The sequence below is a fragment of the uncultured Maribacter sp. genome, assembly GCF_963975365.1.
Lineage (GTDB): Bacteria > Bacteroidota > Bacteroidia > Flavobacteriales > Flavobacteriaceae > Maribacter.
Genome location: NZ_CAXBGF010000005.1, coordinates 65,659 through 85,287 on the forward strand (window position 1 = coordinate 65,659; position 19,629 = coordinate 85,287).

Annotated in this window: 15 protein-coding genes and 1 tRNA gene; 13 read left to right on the forward strand and 3 right to left on the reverse strand. The window is 37.4% G+C overall.

Going from position 1 to position 19,629, the window contains the following annotated elements; translation table 11 throughout:
* The 13 genes from AACZ49_RS07895 to AACZ49_RS07955 all read left to right on the forward strand — a co-directional run bounded on the left by AACZ49_RS07895 (position 1) and on the right by AACZ49_RS07955 (position 14,708).
* Positions 1–327 (forward strand): FtsL-like putative cell division protein, encoded by a 327-nt coding sequence (locus AACZ49_RS07895; protein WP_339653486.1) that lies wholly within the window; start codon positions 1–3, stop codon positions 325–327.
* Positions 328–2,334: a penicillin-binding protein gene (locus tag AACZ49_RS07900; RefSeq protein WP_339653215.1), complete on the forward strand. Its 2,007-nt coding sequence runs from the start codon at positions 328–330 to the stop codon at positions 2,332–2,334. It abuts the gene before it with no gap.
* Entirely contained in the window at positions 2,331–3,794 is a 1,464-nt protein-coding gene (locus tag AACZ49_RS07905; RefSeq protein WP_339653217.1) for a UDP-N-acetylmuramoyl-L-alanyl-D-glutamate--2,6-diaminopimelate ligase, read from the forward strand. The genes AACZ49_RS07900 and AACZ49_RS07905 overlap by 4 nt, the downstream gene beginning before the upstream one ends.
* A gap of 32 nt (positions 3,795–3,826) precedes the next feature.
* Positions 3,827–5,047, forward strand: a complete 1,221-nt coding sequence (gene mraY, locus AACZ49_RS07910; RefSeq protein ID WP_339653219.1) for a phospho-N-acetylmuramoyl-pentapeptide-transferase — start codon at positions 3,827–3,829, stop codon at positions 5,045–5,047.
* Positions 5,048–6,385 carry a UDP-N-acetylmuramoyl-L-alanine--D-glutamate ligase gene (gene murD, locus AACZ49_RS07915; RefSeq protein WP_339653220.1) on the forward strand — a complete coding sequence of 446 codons (1,338 nt, stop codon included), beginning with the start codon at positions 5,048–5,050 and terminating at the stop codon, positions 6,383–6,385. It begins immediately after the preceding gene.
* A 1-nt stretch (position 6,386) separates the two neighbouring features.
* Positions 6,387–7,589 carry an FtsW/RodA/SpoVE family cell cycle protein gene (locus AACZ49_RS07920; protein ID WP_339653222.1) on the forward strand — a complete coding sequence of 401 codons (1,203 nt, stop codon included), beginning with the start codon at positions 6,387–6,389 and terminating at the stop codon, positions 7,587–7,589.
* Positions 7,576–8,664 (forward strand): undecaprenyldiphospho-muramoylpentapeptide beta-N-acetylglucosaminyltransferase, encoded by a 1,089-nt coding sequence (gene murG / locus AACZ49_RS07925; RefSeq protein WP_339653224.1) that lies wholly within the window; start codon positions 7,576–7,578, stop codon positions 8,662–8,664. Before AACZ49_RS07920 ends, murG begins: the two co-directional genes overlap by 14 nt.
* Position 8,665: 1 nt before the next feature.
* A complete protein-coding gene (gene murC / locus AACZ49_RS07930; RefSeq protein ID WP_339653226.1) occupies positions 8,666–10,018 on the forward strand; it encodes a UDP-N-acetylmuramate--L-alanine ligase in 1,353 nt (450 codons plus the stop codon).
* A complete protein-coding gene (locus AACZ49_RS07935; protein WP_339653228.1) occupies positions 10,008–10,727 on the forward strand; it encodes a hypothetical protein in 720 nt (239 codons plus the stop codon). Before murC ends, AACZ49_RS07935 begins: the two co-directional genes overlap by 11 nt.
* A gap of 5 nt (positions 10,728–10,732) precedes the next feature.
* Positions 10,733–12,088, forward strand: coding sequence for a cell division protein FtsA (ftsA, locus tag AACZ49_RS07940; protein ID WP_339653230.1), 1,356 nt, complete (start codon positions 10,733–10,735; stop codon positions 12,086–12,088).
* 43 nt (positions 12,089–12,131) lie between these two features.
* Positions 12,132–14,039, forward strand: coding sequence for a cell division protein FtsZ (gene ftsZ / locus AACZ49_RS07945; RefSeq protein ID WP_339653232.1), 1,908 nt, complete (start codon positions 12,132–12,134; stop codon positions 14,037–14,039).
* A gap of 101 nt (positions 14,040–14,140) precedes the next feature.
* Entirely contained in the window at positions 14,141–14,584 is a 444-nt protein-coding gene (locus tag AACZ49_RS07950; RefSeq protein ID WP_339653234.1) for a GatB/YqeY domain-containing protein, read from the forward strand.
* 50 nt (positions 14,585–14,634) lie between these two features.
* A tRNA-Arg gene (locus tag AACZ49_RS07955) sits at positions 14,635–14,708 on the forward strand.
* A 76-nt stretch (positions 14,709–14,784) separates the two neighbouring features.
* Here AACZ49_RS07955 and AACZ49_RS07960 read toward each other — a convergent pair.
* From AACZ49_RS07960 to AACZ49_RS07970, 3 genes are all read right to left on the reverse strand, one after another.
* Complete coding sequence (locus tag AACZ49_RS07960) at positions 14,785–15,762, reverse strand: YpdA family putative bacillithiol disulfide reductase (RefSeq protein WP_339653236.1); 978 nt, start codon at positions 15,760–15,762, stop codon at positions 14,785–14,787.
* Positions 15,759–16,409: a ribulose-phosphate 3-epimerase gene (rpe, locus tag AACZ49_RS07965; RefSeq protein WP_339653237.1), complete on the reverse strand. Its 651-nt coding sequence runs from the start codon at positions 16,407–16,409 to the stop codon at positions 15,759–15,761. Before rpe ends, AACZ49_RS07960 begins: the two co-directional genes overlap by 4 nt.
* An 82-nt stretch (positions 16,410–16,491) precedes the next feature.
* Positions 16,492–19,605, reverse strand: a complete 3,114-nt coding sequence (locus AACZ49_RS07970; RefSeq protein ID WP_339653239.1) for a glycosyl hydrolase — start codon at positions 19,603–19,605, stop codon at positions 16,492–16,494.
* Between the last annotated feature and the right edge of the window lie 24 nt (positions 19,606–19,629).

Consider the following 19,629-nt stretch of genomic DNA (forward strand, 5'->3'; position numbering starts at 1 on the left):
ATGAAAACTGGGGTCTTTGACCTTTTGAAAGGTAAATTTTTGGTGAGCGGTGACGCTCCTAAAAATTGGCTATTCATCATTTTCATTTCTTTTTTGGCAACGGTAATGATCAGTAGCTCGCATAGTGCGGATCAGAAAGTACACCAAATCGCTTTGTTGAACGAAGAAGTAAAAGAGCTTCGAAACGAGTTTGTAGACATGAGGTCTGATGTGCAGCAGTTGAAACTTGAATCGAATATTACGGGTAAGATATCTGAGAAAGGATTGTATCCTTCAGAAACACCACCGCAGAAAATTAGGGTCAAATCTTTAAATGAAAAAGAATAAATGGCCACAACAGATAAAAGTATACTTAAACGACTGTATATTGTAGCGGCATTTCTTGTGTTGTTCTCCGGCGCCGTACTTTTTAAGTTGGTGTCCATACAAATTGTGGATGGCGAAAAGTACAAAGCTTTAGCAGAAACACGTACTTCTCATATTTTTACAATTGAACCGAACAGAGGTAACCTGTATTCAGATGATGGTAGTCTTTTGGCAACATCGGTTTCTAAATACACGATTCGTTTTGATGCGGTCACGGTAAATGATATTGATTTTAAGCAAAATATAAAGCCATTATCAGATGCATTGGCAAAGCAATTCGGTAATACATCTTCTCATTACCAACAAATTCTTAGAAAAGCCAAGGAGAATAAAAATAGGTACGCACTAATTGTTCGTAATCTAGACTACTCTGATTACATGGCTGTAAAATCCTTCCCGCTTTTTAATAAAGGAGCGTATAAAGGAGGATTGATCATTGAGCAAAAAACAACAAGAGAGCATCCACTAGGTAAAATTGCAGAACGTAGTGTAGGGTATGAGCGTGTAGATGAAAATGGCTACCGTACCCGAGTGGGTATGGAAGGTGCTTTTGGTGAATATTTAAGAGGAATAGAAGGAAAACGTGCCAAGCAAAAAATCGCAAAAGGACTTTGGAAGCCTATTGGTAACGATAACATTATAGAGCCAAAGGATGGTTACGATGTGTATTCTACCATCGATATTAATATACAAGATATTGCACACCATGCTTTGTTAAAGCAATTGGAGCTGTATAAAGCAGACCACGGTACAGTAATTGTAATGGAGGTGAAGACCGGTGAAGTAAAAGCGATTGCGAATCTTGGTCAAACATCTGAGGGTAAATACTACGAGCGTTTAAATTATGCCATTGGTGAATCTCATGAGCCAGGTTCTACATTTAAGTTAATGAATTTAGTAGCCGCCTTAGAGGATAAGGTTATCGATACCAGTACCGTAATAGACACTGAAAAGGGAAGTTGGAAAATATATAGGCACTGGGTAAAAGATACTAAGCGCGGTGGACACGGTAAAATTTCTATGGCGAAAGCTTTTGAAGTATCCTCAAATGTAGCGTTTGCCAAAATGATACATAATGGATATAAGAACGATCCAGAGAAATATGTGAACCGCTTAATGAGTATGGGTATTCATAAGGAATTAGGTCTACCAGTTCGTGGAGAGGGCAAGCCAGTACTTAGATTTCCTGGAGACAAAGGTTGGTCAGGGCTGTCTTTGGCGCAAATGGCCTATGGTTATGAGGTTTCTATGACGCCATTGCAAACATTGTCTTTTTATAATGCCATTGCGAATAATGGGGAAATGGTGAAGCCTAGACTTTTAAAAGAAGTTAAGGAGTGGGACAAGACCATTGAAAAGTTCGAAAAGAAAGTATTGAATCCGGCAATCTGTTCTCAAGAAACGGTTAAGAAAGTACAACAGATTTTAAAGGATGTAGTAGAGAGAGGGCATGGTACAGGCCACGGCATGTATTCGAAAAACTTTTCTATGGCTGGTAAAACAGGTACTACGCAAACCAATTATGTTTCTAAGGATAAGAATAAGTACGAATATATTTCTTCGTTTGCAGGTTATTTTCCAGCAGACAATCCGAAGTATTCCTGTATTGTAGTCATTCATAAGCCAGACAAGAGTGTGGGTTATTATGGTGCCGATGTTTCCGGTCCGGTATTTAAATCCGTAGCACAAAAAGTATATGCCACATCACCATTAACAAGTGAGGTTGATGTACAGCATATGTTGATTTCCAGTGCAGATGCTTCTTACCAAGGCTATTATAAAAATGCACAACAGCAATATGCGCAAGTGCCTAATGTAAAAGGTATGAGTGGTATGGATGCCATTGCGATTTTGGAAAATTTAGGAATAGAAGTAGAGGTGAAGGGGAATGGAACGGTAAAACACCAATCTATCTCTAAAGGAACCGATATAAAAACCGTGAAGAAAATAGTATTAGAACTAATATGAAGCAGTTAAAGGACATATTATATGGAGTACATCTTACCGCAGTTAGTGGTACGACTTCTTGTGATATCGCTTCAGTATGTTTCGATTCTAGAGAAGTAAAAGCGAGTGATGCCTTTGTAGCGATAAAAGGCACCTTGACCGATGGTCATAAATATATCGATGCCGTGGTCGCGACAGGTGCGAGAGCTATTATATGCGAGCAACTACCAACGAATATGGTAGAAGGTGTTACCTATGTTGAGGTAGAAAACGGTAATCAGGCGTTGGCTTTAATGGCTTCTAATTACTACGATACCCCTTCAAAAAATTTAACATTAGTAGGTGTAACCGGTACCAATGGTAAAACCACCGTTTCGAGTTTATTGTATCAATTGTTTAAAAAAGCAGGATATAAAGTAGGATTGTTATCGACCATAAAGATAATGGTAGATGATACTGAATACCCTACAAAACATACCACTCCCGATGCATTGGTGATCAATAAGCATTTAAAGTTGATGAACGAAGCAGGAGTTGAATTTTGCTTTATGGAAGTGAGTTCGCATGGTATTCATCAGAAAAGAACAGAAGGTTTGGTTTTTAAGGGCGCGATTTTCACGAATCTATCTCACGACCATTTAGACTATCATAAAACATTTGCAGAGTATCGCGATACAAAGAAAGTATTGTTTGATCAGTTGTCGAAAAAGGCATTTGCATTGACCAATATCGATGATAAAAATGGTTTGGTGATGTTGCAGAATACCAAGGCTAGAAAATTTACGTATGCGCTAAAAAACTATGCAGACTATCGTGCTCAGGTTTTAGAAAATCAGTTCGACGGTCAGTTATTGAAAATCAATGATAACGAACTGTGGATTAAATTAATAGGCCAATTCAATGCCTATAATATGTTGGCAATTTATGCCACTGCAGAGATATTAGGATTAGAGAAATTGGAAATCCTTCGCTTGTTGAGTGAGTTGGATAATGTAGACGGAAGGTTTCAATATTATATATCAAAGAATAAAATTACGGCCATAGTTGATTATGCCCATACGCCGGACGCCCTTAAAAATGTGCTTGAGACAATCAACACGTTGAGAACTGGAAATGAAAACGTCATCACCGTTGTGGGGTGTGGTGGCGATAGAGACAGATCAAAGCGTCCGGTAATGGGTAATATCGCTTCAGAAATGAGTAACAAAATCATTTTTACTTCTGATAACCCACGTACAGAATCCCCTTCTGAAATTATTGCGGAAATGGAGGCAGGGGTTGAGCCACAGCATGTGAAAAAGGTATTGTCGATTGAAAATAGAGAGCAGGCCATTAAAACAGCTTGTCAATTAGCGACGGATAACGATATTATTTTGGTAGCAGGTAAAGGTCACGAGACCTACCAAGAAACCAACGGAATACGAATAGAATTCGACGATTTTAAAATTGTAAAAGAGCTATTAAATAGCCTAGATAAGTAACATTGGCTTGAGAACGCCCTAATGAAAAAACTATGTTAACCTACCTGTTCGAATATTTAGAAAAACAATACCAGTTCCCTGGGGCTACGCTGTTTCAGTTTAGTACGTTCCGTGCGGCAATGGCTATCCTCTTTTCTTTGATAATTGCTACGGTTTTCGGTAAACGAATTATTCTTTTTCTACAGAAGTTACAAGTAGGTGAAACTATACGTGACCTGGGTCTTGAAGGTCAAAAGCAAAAAGCAGGAACACCTACCATGGGTGGTATCATTATAATTTTGGCCACATTGATTCCGGTAATATTATTTGCACGATTAGATAATATTTACATCATACTACTGATATTCACTATGTTGTGGATGGGTGCTATCGGTTTTTTAGATGATTATATCAAGGTATTCAAAAAGAATAAAGAAGGATTAAAAGGAAGGTTTAAAGTCTTAGGTCAAATAGTATTAGGTCTAATCGTTGGTTCGGTACTTTATTTTCATCCAGAGGTAACTATGCGTGACCATGATAAATCAATCATAACTAATGATTATACGGTAGAGCAAGTAAAAGGCGCAGAAATTAAGTCCACTATGACTACCGTTCCTTTCATGAAGAATAACGAATTTGATTATGGTGATTTTATTGGTTGGATGGGTGAAGGGGCAAAAGAATATGCTTGGTTAATCTTTATTCCGATTATCATTCTAATTGTAACTGCAGTATCGAACGGGGCAAACCTAACGGATGGTATTGATGGTCTTGCTGCAGGTACATCTGCAATTATGGTTTTTACTTTAGGGGTTTTCGCTTTGGTTTCAGGTAATATTATTTTTTCTGATTACCTCGATATTATGTACATACCACGTGTGGGTGAACTGTTGGTTTTTATAACCGCTTTTGTAGGTGCCCTAATAGGTTTTTTATGGTACAATGCCTTCCCAGCACAAGTGTTTATGGGTGATACTGGCAGTTTAACTATTGGTGGTGTTATTGCCGTAATCGCTATAATCGTACGTAAAGAATTATTGATACCGGTATTGTGCGGAATATTCTTTGCCGAGTCACTTTCAGTGATGTTGCAAGTAGGTTATTTCAAGTATACACGAAATAAATATGGAGAAGGCAGGCGTATATTTTTAATGTCGCCATTACATCACCACTATCAGAAAAAAGGATATCACGAAAGTAAGATCGTAACTCGATTTTGGATTGTAGGTATATTATTGGCCATTGTAAGCATAGTGACTTTAAAAATTAGATAAATGGCATTATTGGTAGTTCTAGGAGGAGGGGAAAGTGGAGTAGGAACAGCCATTTTAGGATTGAAAAAGGGATATGAGGTTTTTGTATCCGATAAAGGAAAAATTAAAGAGAAGTATAAAAACGTTCTTGAACATTTTGGAATTGATTGGGAAGAAGAGAAGCATTCTGAAGACCGCATTTTAAAGGCCGACTTAGTAATGAAGAGTCCGGGAATACCTGATAAGGTGCCCTTGGTAAAACAGTTGGTTGAGAAAGGTATTCCTGTAATATCTGAGATTGAATTTGCATCAAAATATACCGATGCTAAAATCATTGGTATAACAGGAAGTAATGGAAAAACTACCACTACCATGCTTACGAACCATATACTTGCAAATGGCGGATTAAAGGTTGGTATGGCAGGTAATATAGGTGATAGTTACGCGAAGATGGTTGCGGAAAATGATTTTGAGTATTACGTGCTCGAAATAAGCAGTTTTCAGTTGGATGGTATTGTGGATTTTAAACCACATATCGCCGTCATTACGAATATATCACCAGATCACTTAGATCGGTACGAGTATTCATTTGAAAACTATATCGCTTCAAAATTCAGAATAGCGGAGAACCAAGACGAAAACGATTATTTGATTTATGATGCAGATGATACGGTTTTGGTAAAATGGCTTAAAGAGCACCCGGTCAAATCAAAATTAATGCCCTTTTCATTAAACAAAGTATTTGTAGAAGGCGCATTTATAGAACAAAACGAGATAATAATAAAAACAACAACAACAGACACTATTAGCATGATTAAAGACTCTTTGGCCTTAGAAGGTCAACACAATGTAAAGAACACGATGGCAGCTGCCACTATTGCAAAATTAATCGGTATCCGTAAGGAAACGATTAGAGCTTGTGTGTCAAATTTTCAAGGAGCTCCCCACCGTTTGGAAAAGGTGTTGAAAATTCATCATGTAGAATATATAAACGACTCTAAGGCGACCAATGTAAATGCAGCCTATTATGCTTTGGATAGTATGAAATCACCAACGGTTTGGATCGTAGGTGGTGTAGATAAAGGAAATGAGTATATGGAGTTGATGCCTTTGGTACGTGAGAAAGTAAAAGCGATTATTTGCTTGGGTGAGGATAATGAGAAAATTAAACATGTATTCGGTAATGCAGTGGATCTTTTAGTAGAAACATTTGCAATGGAAGAAGCTGTGAAAGTGGCTTATAAAATTGCAGAGCGTGGAGATACTGTTTTGTTATCACCAGCTTGTGCAAGTTTCGATTTGTTTAAAAATTATGAAGATCGTGGAGATCAATTTAAGAACTGTGTAAAGAACCTGTAAGGTGTTGAATATACTGCAAAATATAAAAGGAGATAAAGCTATTTGGGCCATTGCGGCACTTCTGGCTCTATTCTCATTTTTACCAGTGTACAGTGCTAGTAGCAACTTAGTGTATGTGGTGGGGAATGGAACCACTGTAGGTCACTTGGTAAAACATGCTGTGCTTTTGTTCTTGGGTTTTGGTATTATATACGGTATACATAAAATACCAACGCATTTTTTTAAAGGGCTGTCCATGATTGCCCTACCGATTGTTTTGGTGTTGTTGATTTTTGTTTTGGCGCAAGGCACCTCTAGCGGGGGTACCAATGATAGCCGATGGATACGTATACCATTAGTGGGTTTTGGTTTTCAGCCTTCTAATTTGGCAGCAGTTGTTTTAATGATTTATGTGGCGCGTTATTTTTCTAAGGTTAGGGAGATCAAGATTACGTTCAAAGAAAGCATAGTGCCTTTATGGCTACCTGTTTTTTTAGTGGTGATGCTAATATTGCCAGCGAACTTTTCTACAGCAGGTATTATATTTTCAATGGTAATGATATTGTGTTTTTTAGGAGGGTATCCTATGAAATACTTGCTGGCAATAGTTGGGGCAGGTGTATTGTTTCTTTCCATTTTCATATTGACGGCAAAAGCTTTTCCAGATTTATTTCCGAATAGGGTGGATACTTGGATGAGCCGTATCGACAGTTTTTCTAATCCGGATAATACAGAAGCTAATTACCAAATAGAAAGAGCGAAAATTGCTATTGCAACAGGTGGTATAGTGGGTAAAGGTGCTGGTAAAAGTGTACAAAAGAACTTTTTGCCCCAGAGTTCATCAGATTTTATCTACGCCATTATAGTGGAAGAATACGGATTGATCGGTGGATTTGGATTAATGTTCTTTTATTTGTTTTTACTCTTCCGCATAGTGGTGGTAGCGAATGGCGCCACTACCATATTTAGTAAGTTATTGGTATTGGGTGTGGGCTTACCGATTGTATTTCAGGCATTGATCAATATGGCGGTAGCGGTAGAGTTGTTCCCGGTTACAGGTCAGAATTTACCTTTGATCAGTAGTGGAGGAACATCTAGTTGGATGACCTGTTTGGCCATAGGTATCATATTGAGTGCAAGTAATAAAAGTATAGCACAGGAGGGTACTTCTGTAGTTGATATAGATGAAACGAACCCTTTAGAGATTTTAAGTGGGCAATTATAGGTTCATCTTATCGGGTGGCGGAACCGGGGGACATATCTATCCGGCGATAGCCATAGCTAATGAATTGAAAAGGCGATATCCTGATGCCGAATTTTTGTTCGTAGGCGCAAAGGATAGAATGGAGATGGAAAAAGTGCCGCAAGCCGGGTATAAAATAGAAGGATTGTGGATTACGGGGATACAACGGAAACTGACCCTTAAAAATTTACTATTTCCGATAAAATTGATAAGTAGTTTAATGAAAGCAAACAGCATCCTATCGAAGTTTGAACCCCATGCCGTAATTGGTACAGGTGGTTTTGCGAGTGGTCCGTTGTTAAAAATGGCCACCTTAAAAGGGATACCATGTGTACTGCAAGAACAAAATTCTTTTGCAGGTATTACCAATAAACTATTGAAAAATAAAGTAGAGAAAATCTGTGTGGCATATGATGGCATGGAACAATTTTTTCCAAAGGATAAAATTGTAAAGACAGGAAATCCTGTACGCTCAGATTTGGTGGAGCTAAATACGACCAAAAGTGAAGCATTGGAATATTTTGAACTAAGCCCAAATAAGAAAACAGTATTGGTATTAGGTGGTAGCTTAGGAGCCAGACGCATTAATCAACTAGTAGCAGACCATCTAGCATATTTTGAAGAATTGGGATTGCAAGTAATCTGGCAATGTGGAAAAGGATATTATGAAACGTATAAATCAAATCAGTCCGAAACTATAAAAGTATATGCTTTTTTAAATACGATGGATAAGGCTTATGTGGCAGCTGATTTTATTATATCAAGAGCTGGAGCCGGAGCAGTGTCAGAATTATGTTTGGTAGGGAAGCCAACCTTTTTTATTCCATCGCCTGTAGTTGCCGAAGACCATCAGACAAAAAATGCATTATCGCTAGTAGGCCATAATGCGGCAATTATGATACGTGAAAAGGATTTAGACCAGCAGTTTAAGTCAGAGTTTGAAGCAGTATTCAATTCACCTGAAAAGCAGGCGGAATTATCAAAAAACAGTAAAGCGTTGGCATTACCGAATGCAACGGCAGATATCTGTGATGAAATTGAAAAATTAGTAAAGTAAAATGAAATTAGAGCAAATACATAGAGTGTATTTTATAGGTATAGGAGGCATTGGCATGTCTGCACTAGCTCGCTATTTTGCTTTCATAAATAAAACGGTTGCTGGATATGATAAAACAGCAAGCCCATTAACACAAGAATTATCGAATTCTGGTATTGCTATTCATTATAAAGATGATTTGGAGCAAATACCTAGTGAGTTTAAAAATCCTGAAAATACACTGATCGTGTACACTCCGGCAGTACCTTCATATCACTCGGAGTATCAATATTTTTTAACGAATGGTTTTGTGATCAAGAAACGTTCGGAGGTTCTGGGCCTAATTACAAAAGATTCGTTCTGTTTTGCTGTAGCGGGTACGCATGGCAAAACAACAACTTCAAGTATTCTTGCCCATTTACTAAAGGAAACCGGTGTTAAAATGACCGCTTTCTTAGGAGGGATTTCGGAAGATTTCAATAGTAATTTTCTGTTAGAGGGCACGGAATATTCGGTGGTAGAAGCTGATGAGTTTGACCGTTCTTTTATGCAGTTAACACCAAATGTTGCATGTATAACCTCTATGGATGCTGATCATTTAGACATTTATGGTGACGCACAAGAATTGGAAAGAACGTTTGTTGATTTTACCAAACGATTGAAACCGAACGGAAAATTATTCGTTCGTAATGGTTTGCCTTTAGAAGGTTTAACCTATGGGATTGAAGACGATTCGGATTATTGTATCCGGAACATAAAAATAGAACATGGCACCTACATATTCGATTTGGAGACCCCTGACCTTAAACTAGAAGGGGTTGAATTTAACAAACCAGGAAGGCACAATTTGCTTAATGGTTTGGTAGCTTTTGCGATGGCGATGCAAGCAGGTTCCCCACCGCATCGCCTTGCTGAGGCACTATCTACTTTTAAAGGTGTGCAAAGACGATTTTCCTATAAAATTAAAAATGAAGATTTTATTTTTATAGATGATTATGCGCATCACCCAACAGAAATCAATGCAGTTTTTGATGCGATTTCAGAAATGCATCCAAATAAAAAAGTATTGGCCATTTTTCAACCACATCTTTTTTCAAGAACACGGGATTTTGCCGATGATTTTGCAAAAAGCTTGTCTCAATTCGAAAATATTCTGTTGTTAGATATCTATCCGGCAAGAGAAGAACCAATAGTAGGAATAGATGCACAATGGTTGCTTGAGAAAATCACAGCAGGTAATAAAAAATTAATTTCAAAGGAACAAATCATTTCTGAAATTAAAATACAGAATCCGGATGTTTTAGTGACAATGGGTGCTGGAGATATTGGTTTAGAAGTGATGAAAATTAAAAATGAACTATCGTATGTGGATTAATTGGAATTTTTTAAAGTTGACCACTTTGATTCTGGTAATCATGGGGTTATACGCTTTTTCGAATAGTCGAAATAGCGCTAAGAATGTTACTGGAATGAAGGTAGAGTTCGTAGGTGATGAGAATTTGTACTTGACCGAAGGAACGGTTAATAAATTGTTAATACAAAAATATGGTAGCCTAAAAAATGTGGCTAAAGAAAATATAGTTTTGAATACTATAGAAAAGGCCATTGAGGCTAATGAAATGGTGAAAAGTGCCCAAGTCTATCTAACTATAGATGGTGAGCTTACGTCGAAAATTGTTCAACGGAAACCAATCGGACGCATAGAAGGGGCTAAAAAGTATTATTTGGATGACCAAGGAAAGAAAATGCCTCTTTCTATGAATCACTCAGCAAGAGTTCCCATAATAACAGGCAATATCAGTGGTAAAAGCCTAGAGGATGTCTATGTCATTTTGGAGCATATTAATAAAGACGATTTTTTTCGTAAAACTGTAATCGGTATTCACATTAAAGGTGAAAATGAGTATCAGTTGCGATTAAGGCTTAACAATTTTGTAGTGAACTTAGGCGGTATTGAAGATTTGGATGCGAAGTTCAGCAACTTTAAGGCATTTTATGCCAAAGCTAACAAGGATAAAACCTTGGAGAATTATGCGGTAGTAAGTTTAGAATTCAATAACCAAGTGGTGTGCACTAAAATTTAATAAAAATGGAACAAACTAAATATTCAGTCGGTCTAGACATTGGAACAACGAAAATCGTTGCCATTATCGGTAAGGAAAATGAATACGGTAAGATTGAAATTTTGGGTATTGGAAAATCCAAAAGTTTAGGTGTACATAGAGGGGTTGTAAATAACATCACCCAAACTATTAAATCGATACAACAAGCTGTAGAAGAAGCTGAGGCTAATTCTGGGCTTAAGATTGGTTCGGTAGTGGTAGGTATAGCAGGTCAGCATATTAGAAGTTTGCAGCATAGTGATTACATTACTCGAAAAGATTCTGAAGAAGTAATCAATGAGGAAGATTTAGACATCCTTATTAATCAAGTACATAAATTGATTATGCTTCCTGGTGAGGAAATAATTCACGTTTTACCACAAGAATATAAAGTTGATGGGCAAGGAGAAATTCGTGAGCCTATCGGTATGTATGGTGGTCGATTAGAAGCGAATTTTCATGTAGTTGTAGGGCAAGTAGTTTCTATAAAAAATGTTGGTCGTTGTATTAAGAGTGCAGGGCTAGATTTAGGAAATATAACACTTGAACCATTAGCATCTTCTGATGCGGTGTTAAGTCAAGAAGAGAAAGAAGCAGGCGTAGCATTGATCGATATAGGAGGTGGCACTACAGATTTGGCCATTTTTAAGGATGGTATTATCAGACATACTGCTGTTATTCCTTTTGGAGGTGGTGTAATAACCGAAGATATCAAAGAAGGCTGTTCTATTATTGAGAAACAAGCTGAGTTGTTGAAAACTAGGTTTGGTTCAGCTTGGCCAGGTGAGAATAGGGATAATGAAATTGTTTCTATACCAGGTTTACGTGGTAGAGAGCCAAAAGAAATCTCATTAAAGAATTTATCTAAAATAATTCATGCACGTGTAGTTGAAATCATAGAACAGGTCTATGTAGAGATTAAAAACTACGGTCATGAAGAGCAAAAGAAAAAATTAATTGCAGGTATTGTTTTAACAGGTGGCGGAAGTCAACTAAAGCATTTAAAGCAATTAGTCGAATACATAACAGGTATGGATACTCGAATAGGTTATCCGAACGAGCATTTAGCGGGTGATTCAGACGAGGAAGTTGCCAGTCCTTTATACGCTACAGCTGTCGGACTCTTAATGAATGCAATTAAGAACGAGAAGAAGCTTCAAAGTATAAAGAAGAAATCTCAGGTATCTGAAGAGTTTTTGCAAACAGAGCAAGAAGAAGTTGAAGCATTTGCCGGTGTTGAAGAAGATGCGTTTGAGAATAAGAACAGAATGTACAAGGAAAGAAAATCTGTTTTTGATAAATGGTCTGAAAAGTTGAAAGAGTTTTTAGACAATGCAGAGTAATTAACATATAGTAAGAAAATACATAACCAGTAATAATTATAATATGAGTAAGAACAGCGAATTCGATAATATCTCTTTTGATCTTCCAAAGAATCAAAGCAACGTTATAAAGGTCATCGGTGTTGGTGGTGGTGGTAGCAATGCTATTAATCACATGTTCCAGGCAGGAATTAACGGAGTAGATTTTGTAATCTGTAATACAGATTCACAGGCGTTGGACAATAGTCCCGTGCCAAACAAAATACAATTAGGAGTTTCGTTAACAGAAGGTTTGGGTGCTGGTGCCAATCCTGAAGTTGGTGAACAGGCTGCAATGGAAAGTATGGAGGAAATTAAATCGATGTTGGACTCTACGACAAAGATGATTTTCATTACCGCTGGTATGGGTGGGGGAACAGGTACTGGTGCTGCTCCCGTCATTGCTAAGTTTGCAAAAGAGATGGATATTCTTACAGTTGGTATCGTTACAATGCCATTTCAATTCGAAGGTAAAATGCGTGTTGAACAAGCACAGCGAGGTATTGAGAAGTTGCGTAAAAATGTAGATTCGCTGATCGTCATTAACAACAATAAATTAAGAGAAGTATACGGTAACCTTGGTTTTAAAGCCGGTTTTTCTAAGGCTGATGAAGTATTGGCAACAGCTGCAAGAGGTATTGCAGAAGTCATTACACATCACTATACACAAAACATAGATTTACGTGACGCTAAAACAGTACTTTCTAATAGTGGTACAGCTATTATGGGTTCTGCTATCTCATCTGGGTCGGCAAGAGCCAATGAGGCAATAATGAAAGCTTTAGATTCACCTTTATTGAATGATAATAAAATTCAAGGTGCTAAAAACGTATTGTTGTTGATAGTATCGGGAGCACAAGAAATCACTATTGATGAAATAGGAGAAATCAATGATCATATACAAATCGAAGCGGGTTACGGCGCAAACATTATTATGGGTGTTGGTGAAGATGAAAGCTTAGGCGAGGCTATTGCCGTAACAGTAATTGCCACGGGTTTTAATATAGAGCAGCAGGATGATATTGTAAATACAGAGTCTAAAAAAATCATTCATACCTTAGAAGACGGTCAACGTGCCGAGGCGATGTTGCTGTCCAATTCCAAGACTGTACATACATTGGAAATGGATGAAGAAGAGGAGGAAGTTAAAGAAGTAAAGCCTGTACTGAAATATGAGTTTGTTGATGAGGCAGATTTTGATTTAATACCGACCACCAATTACATCAAGAATTTCAATGTTTTTTACGAAGAAGTAGTAGCACATAATGTTTCTGAAGATGATTTTGTAATTATAGATTCAGTAGCTAGGGACATTGAAGTTGTTGATCCAGAAGTATTAAAAGTTAAAAAAGCTGAGGATGATGTTTTTTCTATAGATTTTGATATGCCTTTGAAGGATGAAGAAAAGGAAAACGTGATCACTTTTGACTTACACGAAGAAGTAAAGGATTTAGATGTCAACGATAGTATTGAAATCATTCCTGTGTTAGAATACAACAAAAATGGTGAAAAGCGCTACAGTTTAGATGATTACATGCAGTTGGAGAGTAAGTTGACCGGTGCTAAATCGAAAGCGGAAGAGTACGAGCCAAAGATCATTGAAGACGAATTGATATTTGAAAAAAGAACTGTAGCTCCGAAAAGAGAAGTACACCGAGAGGAGCAATTAGATCCAATGGAAACGCCTATAGAAGAGTTATTGCGTGAAAGAGCTGATGAGCGTAGGAGAAAACTTAAAGATTTCAACTATAAGTTCAAAACTAGCGCACCTAGCAGTTATGATGAAAAGAAACCTGCATACCTAAGACAAGGGGTGAATTTAAATGACAATCCTAAAGAGAGTAAAATTTCTAGAACATCACTTAGTGGTGATAGTAACGAAGATATTAAATTACGTTCTAATAACTCATTTTTACATGATAATGTAGATTAGGATGTAGTTTAGATATATCATAAAACTACTTTGTTTAAACCCGAAAACTAACTTAGTTTTCGGGTTTATTTTATATCTTCGCAGACCAAAATAAAGAAGCTATGAGTTTACAGCAAAAAGTAATGGAGCAACTGAAATTGGCTATGAAAGCTAAAGATACGGTTGCATTGGAATCACTTAGAGCTATTAAATCTGCGCTCTTAATGGCAAGTACTAGTGGTGCTGGTGAAATCACAGAAGATGACGAAATACAATTAGTACAGAAATTAGTGAAACAAAGAAAAGATAGTGCTGCGATATTTATCGAGCAAGGAAGACAGGATCTTGCCGATCCAGAATTGGCACAAATTGCGGTTATCGAGCAATTTTTACCAGAACAACTTACAGAAGAAGAAGTGGAAAAGGTAGTGGTACAGACTATTGATTCAATAGGTGCTTCAGGTATGAAGGATATGGGTAGGGTAATGGGAATTGTTTCTAAAGAATTGGCCGGGCAAGCAGATGGTAAATTAATATCTACCATTGTTAAGAATAAATTATCATAAGTATTTTATACAAGCTACATAATATTTAGTTTTGAATACTGATTGAAAATGGCCTCGTGGCGCAACTGAATAGCGCATCAGATTTCGGCTCTGAGGGTTGGGGGTTTGAATCCCTTCGAGGTCACTAGTAAAAAAGCCACATCTTTTACAGATGTGGCTTTTATTTTTATAGTAGATTTTAATAATTGTGATCTAACCATCTATGTGGTAACGGATTTTGTGATTATATTCTTAATTATCATCTTGGCATGAATTCGAGAGTTTTCAATAAACCATTTGTGGGTTTCCATTCCTCCGCAAATAACTCCAGCCAAATAAAGACCTTTTACATTAGTTTCCATCGTTTCTGGATCGTACTCTGGTAGTTTTTTCTCGTCATTACTAATAAAAACACCTAACATTTTTAAAAAACTAAAATTAGGTTTGTACCCGGTAAGCGCTAGTACAAAATCATTGTCAATTTCAACGTCTTGTTCTTTTGTAGTTAAAATTATTGTGTTTTTTGATATGGCCTTAACGGTAGTATTGTAATAGGCTTTAATGCTACCTTCTTCGATTCTATTAACAATATCTGGTCGTACCCAATATTTAACACGTTGCCCAACTTCAGGACCGCGAATAATCAATGTAACTTCAGCACCTTTTCGCCAACACTCTAACGCAGCATCAATGGCGGAATTACTAGCGCCTATAACGGCTACTTTTTGACCTGAGTAGTAATGTGGATTGTCATAATAATGAACCACTTTGTCCAAATTTTCACCGGGTACATTCAATAAGTTGGGAATGTCGTAAAAACCTGTAGCTACAACAATTTGTTTAGCTGTATACATGTTTTTGTCAGAAGTTATGGTAAAGGTTTCATCAATTTTTTTGACGTCTACAACTTTTTCAAACAAATGAATATTTAATTTGTTTGAGGTTACTATACGTCTATAGTATTCTAAAGCCTCGTCTCTTTTCGGTTTAGCTTCTTTACTAATAAACGGAATTTCATCGATTTCCAATTTTTCGGAAGATGAGAAAAACTGCATATTAGATGGATAGTGGAAAAGGGAATTTACAATAGGTCCCTTTTCTAAGATAAGGTAATTAAGACCATTTTTTTTTGCTTCTAAGCCACATGCTATCCCTATTGGTCCTCCACCTATGATGATGACATCAAATCCAGCTTTCATCCCTTTAATTCCTTTATTGTTTTTATTGGATCTGTACTTTTAAAAACAAAGCTACCTGCAACTAAAATATCGGCACCAGCATCAACTAATTTTTTTGAATTCGCTGTTGTTACACCTCCATCAATTTCTATTAAAGCAGATGAATTTTTTCTTTTGATTAAAGCTTTTAAAGCTTTTACCTTTTCATAGGTATTTTCAATAAATGATTGTCCACCAAAACCAGGGTTAACACTCATAATCAATACTACATCAATGTCTTGAATGGTGTCTTCCAACAGCATGATATTGGTATGCGGATTTAAGGCGACACCAGCTTTCATGCCATGAGCTTTAATGGACTGCAATGTTCTATGTAAATGGGAGCATGCTTCGTAGTGCACGGTTAATATGCTCGTTCCTAAATTTGCAAATTCTTCAATGTAACGGTCAGGGTCTACAATCATTAAATGCACATCTAGCGGCTTAGTAGCGCTTTTTTGAATTGCCTTTACTACAGGCATACCGTACGATATGTTTGGAACAAAAACGCCGTCCATAACATCGATATGATGATACTCTGCTTCACTTGCGTTCACCATTTCTACATCACGCTGAAGGTTTCCAAAATCTGCAGCTAAAAGCGATGGTGCAATACTAGGTTTTCTCATTTTGTGTTCCTTTTGGATTTATTACAAAAATAAGAATTTGAAATTCGTTGTGCTCAGATTTTGGACATTGCTTTAACTTCGTTCAATCTATTTTAGGGTCACCATTTCTCATTAAAATAGGATTAACTTTTGTCTTATACTTTTCCAGTACATTGTTTAATTTTCTTAATTCTATATCAAGCTCTTCAGATAATTCTTCATATACTTTGTAGGCACCATTAGTGGGCTTGGCTTCACCATCTTCTACGCTACGTCGTAACGATGCTAATCTGTTGTTTAGTTTTATCGGAAAGTTTAATGGGTCTTGACCAGACTGATTTTTAACCTGATACAGTGCCTCTTCAACTTCTGATAAATCATTTAAAAACGGATTTACAGTTTTATTGTAATCGTTTTGGTCAATTTTATTTTTTGAATCACTAAATGTTTTTTTGATTTTTCGAATTTTAATTACCGCTTCATTGGCAGCAGTAGTTTTGCCCATAATGTTATTTGACAATTCGAACTGCTCATCTAAATCTTCTTTAGTGATTCCTTTAAGATTTGGATCCATTTCTAGGTCAAATGAATAGGTTTTTTCATAATCACCCGACTTCATTTTTACCTTATAAGTACCTAAAGGTGCTTTTGGTCCTCTAGCTGGTCTTGCACTCCAAATTATCATGCCATCGAAAGTTGTAGCTCCAGGATATCTAAGATCCCAAGTAAATGTGTTGATGCCTTTTGCGGTCGTAGGTTTTGATGAACCTCCACGTAGCCAATACGGTAAATTTGGGTCAACCTCGTACTTAGGTTTGCCACCGGTAAAGGTGTTTATTAAGTTGTCGTCGGCATCATAAATTTCAAACGTGATCGTATCTTTCTGGTCTTTTAGATAGTATTGAATAGATGCATCGGTTAACCCTCTATAGGTGTTGCTAGGTTGAAATAATACTGCTTCTTGTTTAGCCATTTCTGGAGTAAACTGTCTTAGCGGTTGAATGTCATCTAAAATCCAAAAACCTCTACCGTGGGTCCCTAAAACAACATCATTATCTTTAATTACTAAATCACGTATGGGGGTGTCAGGTAATTTTAATTGAAGACTCTGCCATAATTCACCATCATTCATGGAAAAATAAACACCGTGCTCTGTGGCTAAAAATAGAAGACCTTCTCTAACCGGATCCTCCCGAACAGCTCGTGCAAAATGGCCTTCTTTGATTCCATTGGTAATTTTTGTCCAAGTTTTACCATAATCACGGGTTTTAAAAACATAAGGTTGCCGATCATCAACTTGATACCGGTTTGCGGCGACGTATAGTGTACCGGGATTATGGATAGATTCGTCAATAATGCTAACTCTAGAAAATTTAGGTAAGTCTTTTGGAGTGATGTCTGCCCAGTTTTTACCTCCATCTCTAGTGATATGTATTTTTCCGTCATCTGATCCCGCCCAAATGGTGTTGATGTCATGATTAGATGGCGCAAGTGCAAATACGGTCGCGTAAATTTCGGGTCCGTTCATATCCATGGTAATAATTCCACCTGTTTTACCTAAGGTTGATGGATCAGCGTAGGTTAAATCTGGACTGATTTTTTCCCATGATTGTCCGTCATCGGTTGTTTTCCATACATGTTGTGAGCAAGTATACATTACATTTGAATCTTTTGGAGCAAACATTATTGGAAAGGTCCATTGCCATCGTTCTGGCAGTGCACTTGCAGGTTCTCCGGAAAAAAACCGAGGGTACACTTGAATATCTCTTGATTGTCCATTACTTCTATCATATCGTGTTAAAAGAGCACCTTGGCTACCTGCGTAGAAAATATCTAAATTTTCAGGGTGCTGCGTAATCCATCCGCTTTCTCCACCACCAACTTCATAGTACCAACCATGATTTGGTCCGCCTGCTTGCATATGCTCCCAACCATCACTTGGCATAGCTACAGTACTATTATCTTGTTGGGCACCTGCTACATGGTACGGAACATCATTTGTTGTCATGACATGGTATAGCTGAGTGGTTATATAATCTTCTTCTGTCCAAGTTTTCCCACCATTGATGCTGACGATGCCTCCACCATCATTGGAAGAAATCATACGCTCTGGGTTATTTGGGTCGATCCAAAGATCATGATTATCGCCGTGCGGAACTTTTATTTCGGTGTCAAAGGTTTTGCCTCCATCCGTAGATTTCCAAAAATCAACATTCAGTCCATATACAATATCTTTATCGAGGGGATCAGCATAAATTCTAGAATAGTAAAAGGCACGTTGTCGCAGTTTTCTTTCATTATTGGTTCTTTTCCAAGTTTTGCCAGCATCATCTGAACGAAATACACCACCTTCATTTGCTTCAACAATTGCCCAAACACGGTTTGAATCTGCGGGAGAAACGGTCACTCCGATTTTACCAATAGGTCCTTCTGGCATTCCAGGGTTAGTTGTTAAGTCTGTCCACGTCTCACCAGCGTCTGTAGATTTCCATAGCTTACAATCAGGTCCGCCACCCCACATTTTCCATGCTTTTCTTTGAACTTGCCATGTGCTGGCGTATAACACATTTGGATTATTTCGGTCGATGATCAAATCTACCGCACCAGCTTTGTCGCTAACATATAATGTCTTTTTCCATGTATTTCCACCATCTGTACTTTTAAAAACTCCACGTTGTTCATTGTCACCATAGGGGTGACCAAGAGCAGCAACATAAACAATATCAGGATTTGTAGGATGAATTCTAATTCTAGAAACCGCTTGGGTTTCTTCAAGTCCTAAATGCCTCCATGTTTTACCGCCATCTTTAGTCTTGTGAACACCATCACCTTGCGTTATACTACCGCGAAGTTGTACTTCTCCCATACCTATATAAACAATGTCAGGATTCGTTTCTGCGATAGCTACCGCGCCAACAGAAGAGCTTGTAATTTGGCCGTCTGTAACAGGTGCCCATTCATTACCACCATCCGTAGTTTTCCAAAGTCCTCCACCTGTAGCTCCAAAATAATATTCATTGGGTCTGCCAGGGCTTCCGGCTGAACCTAGTGAACGACCACCACGAACAGGACCAATATTTCTCCATTCTAAATTTTCATAGAATTCTTTCTCTAAGGGAGGAGTTATATTGGATTTGTCTGATTTCTTTTGAGCAAAACTGGTGTTAAAAATGAATAACACAAAAAAAACAAAGAGATAGTGGTTCTTAATAGTCATATAGTTGAAATTTGGTGGGTATGC

Excerpts from the sequence above, each read along its gene's own strand:
- AACZ49_RS07895 (WP_339653486.1), top strand. The coding sequence starts at position 1 with ATGAAAACTGGGGTCTTTGACCTTTTGAAAGGTAAATTTTTGGTGAGC.
- AACZ49_RS07900 (WP_339653215.1), top strand. The coding sequence starts at position 328 with ATGGCCACAACAGATAAAAGTATACTTAAACGACTGTATATTGTAGCG.
- AACZ49_RS07905 (WP_339653217.1), top strand. The coding sequence starts at position 2,331 with ATGAAGCAGTTAAAGGACATATTATATGGAGTACATCTTACCGCAGTT.
- mraY (WP_339653219.1), top strand. The coding sequence starts at position 3,827 with ATGTTAACCTACCTGTTCGAATATTTAGAAAAACAATACCAGTTCCCT.
- murD (WP_339653220.1), top strand. The coding sequence starts at position 5,048 with ATGGCATTATTGGTAGTTCTAGGAGGAGGGGAAAGTGGAGTAGGAACA.
- murC (WP_339653226.1), top strand. The coding sequence starts at position 8,666 with ATGAAATTAGAGCAAATACATAGAGTGTATTTTATAGGTATAGGAGGC.
- AACZ49_RS07935 (WP_339653228.1), top strand. The coding sequence starts at position 10,008 with ATGTGGATTAATTGGAATTTTTTAAAGTTGACCACTTTGATTCTGGTA.
- ftsA (WP_339653230.1), top strand. The coding sequence starts at position 10,733 with ATGGAACAAACTAAATATTCAGTCGGTCTAGACATTGGAACAACGAAA.
- ftsZ (WP_339653232.1), top strand. The coding sequence starts at position 12,132 with ATGAGTAAGAACAGCGAATTCGATAATATCTCTTTTGATCTTCCAAAG.
- AACZ49_RS07950 (WP_339653234.1), top strand. The coding sequence starts at position 14,141 with ATGAGTTTACAGCAAAAAGTAATGGAGCAACTGAAATTGGCTATGAAA.
- AACZ49_RS07960 (WP_339653236.1), bottom strand. The coding sequence starts at position 15,762 with ATGAAAGCTGGATTTGATGTCATCATCATAGGTGGAGGACCAATAGGG.
- rpe (WP_339653237.1), bottom strand. The coding sequence starts at position 16,409 with ATGAGAAAACCTAGTATTGCACCATCGCTTTTAGCTGCAGATTTTGGA.
- AACZ49_RS07970 (WP_339653239.1), bottom strand. The coding sequence starts at position 19,605 with ATGACTATTAAGAACCACTATCTCTTTGTTTTTTTTGTGTTATTCATT.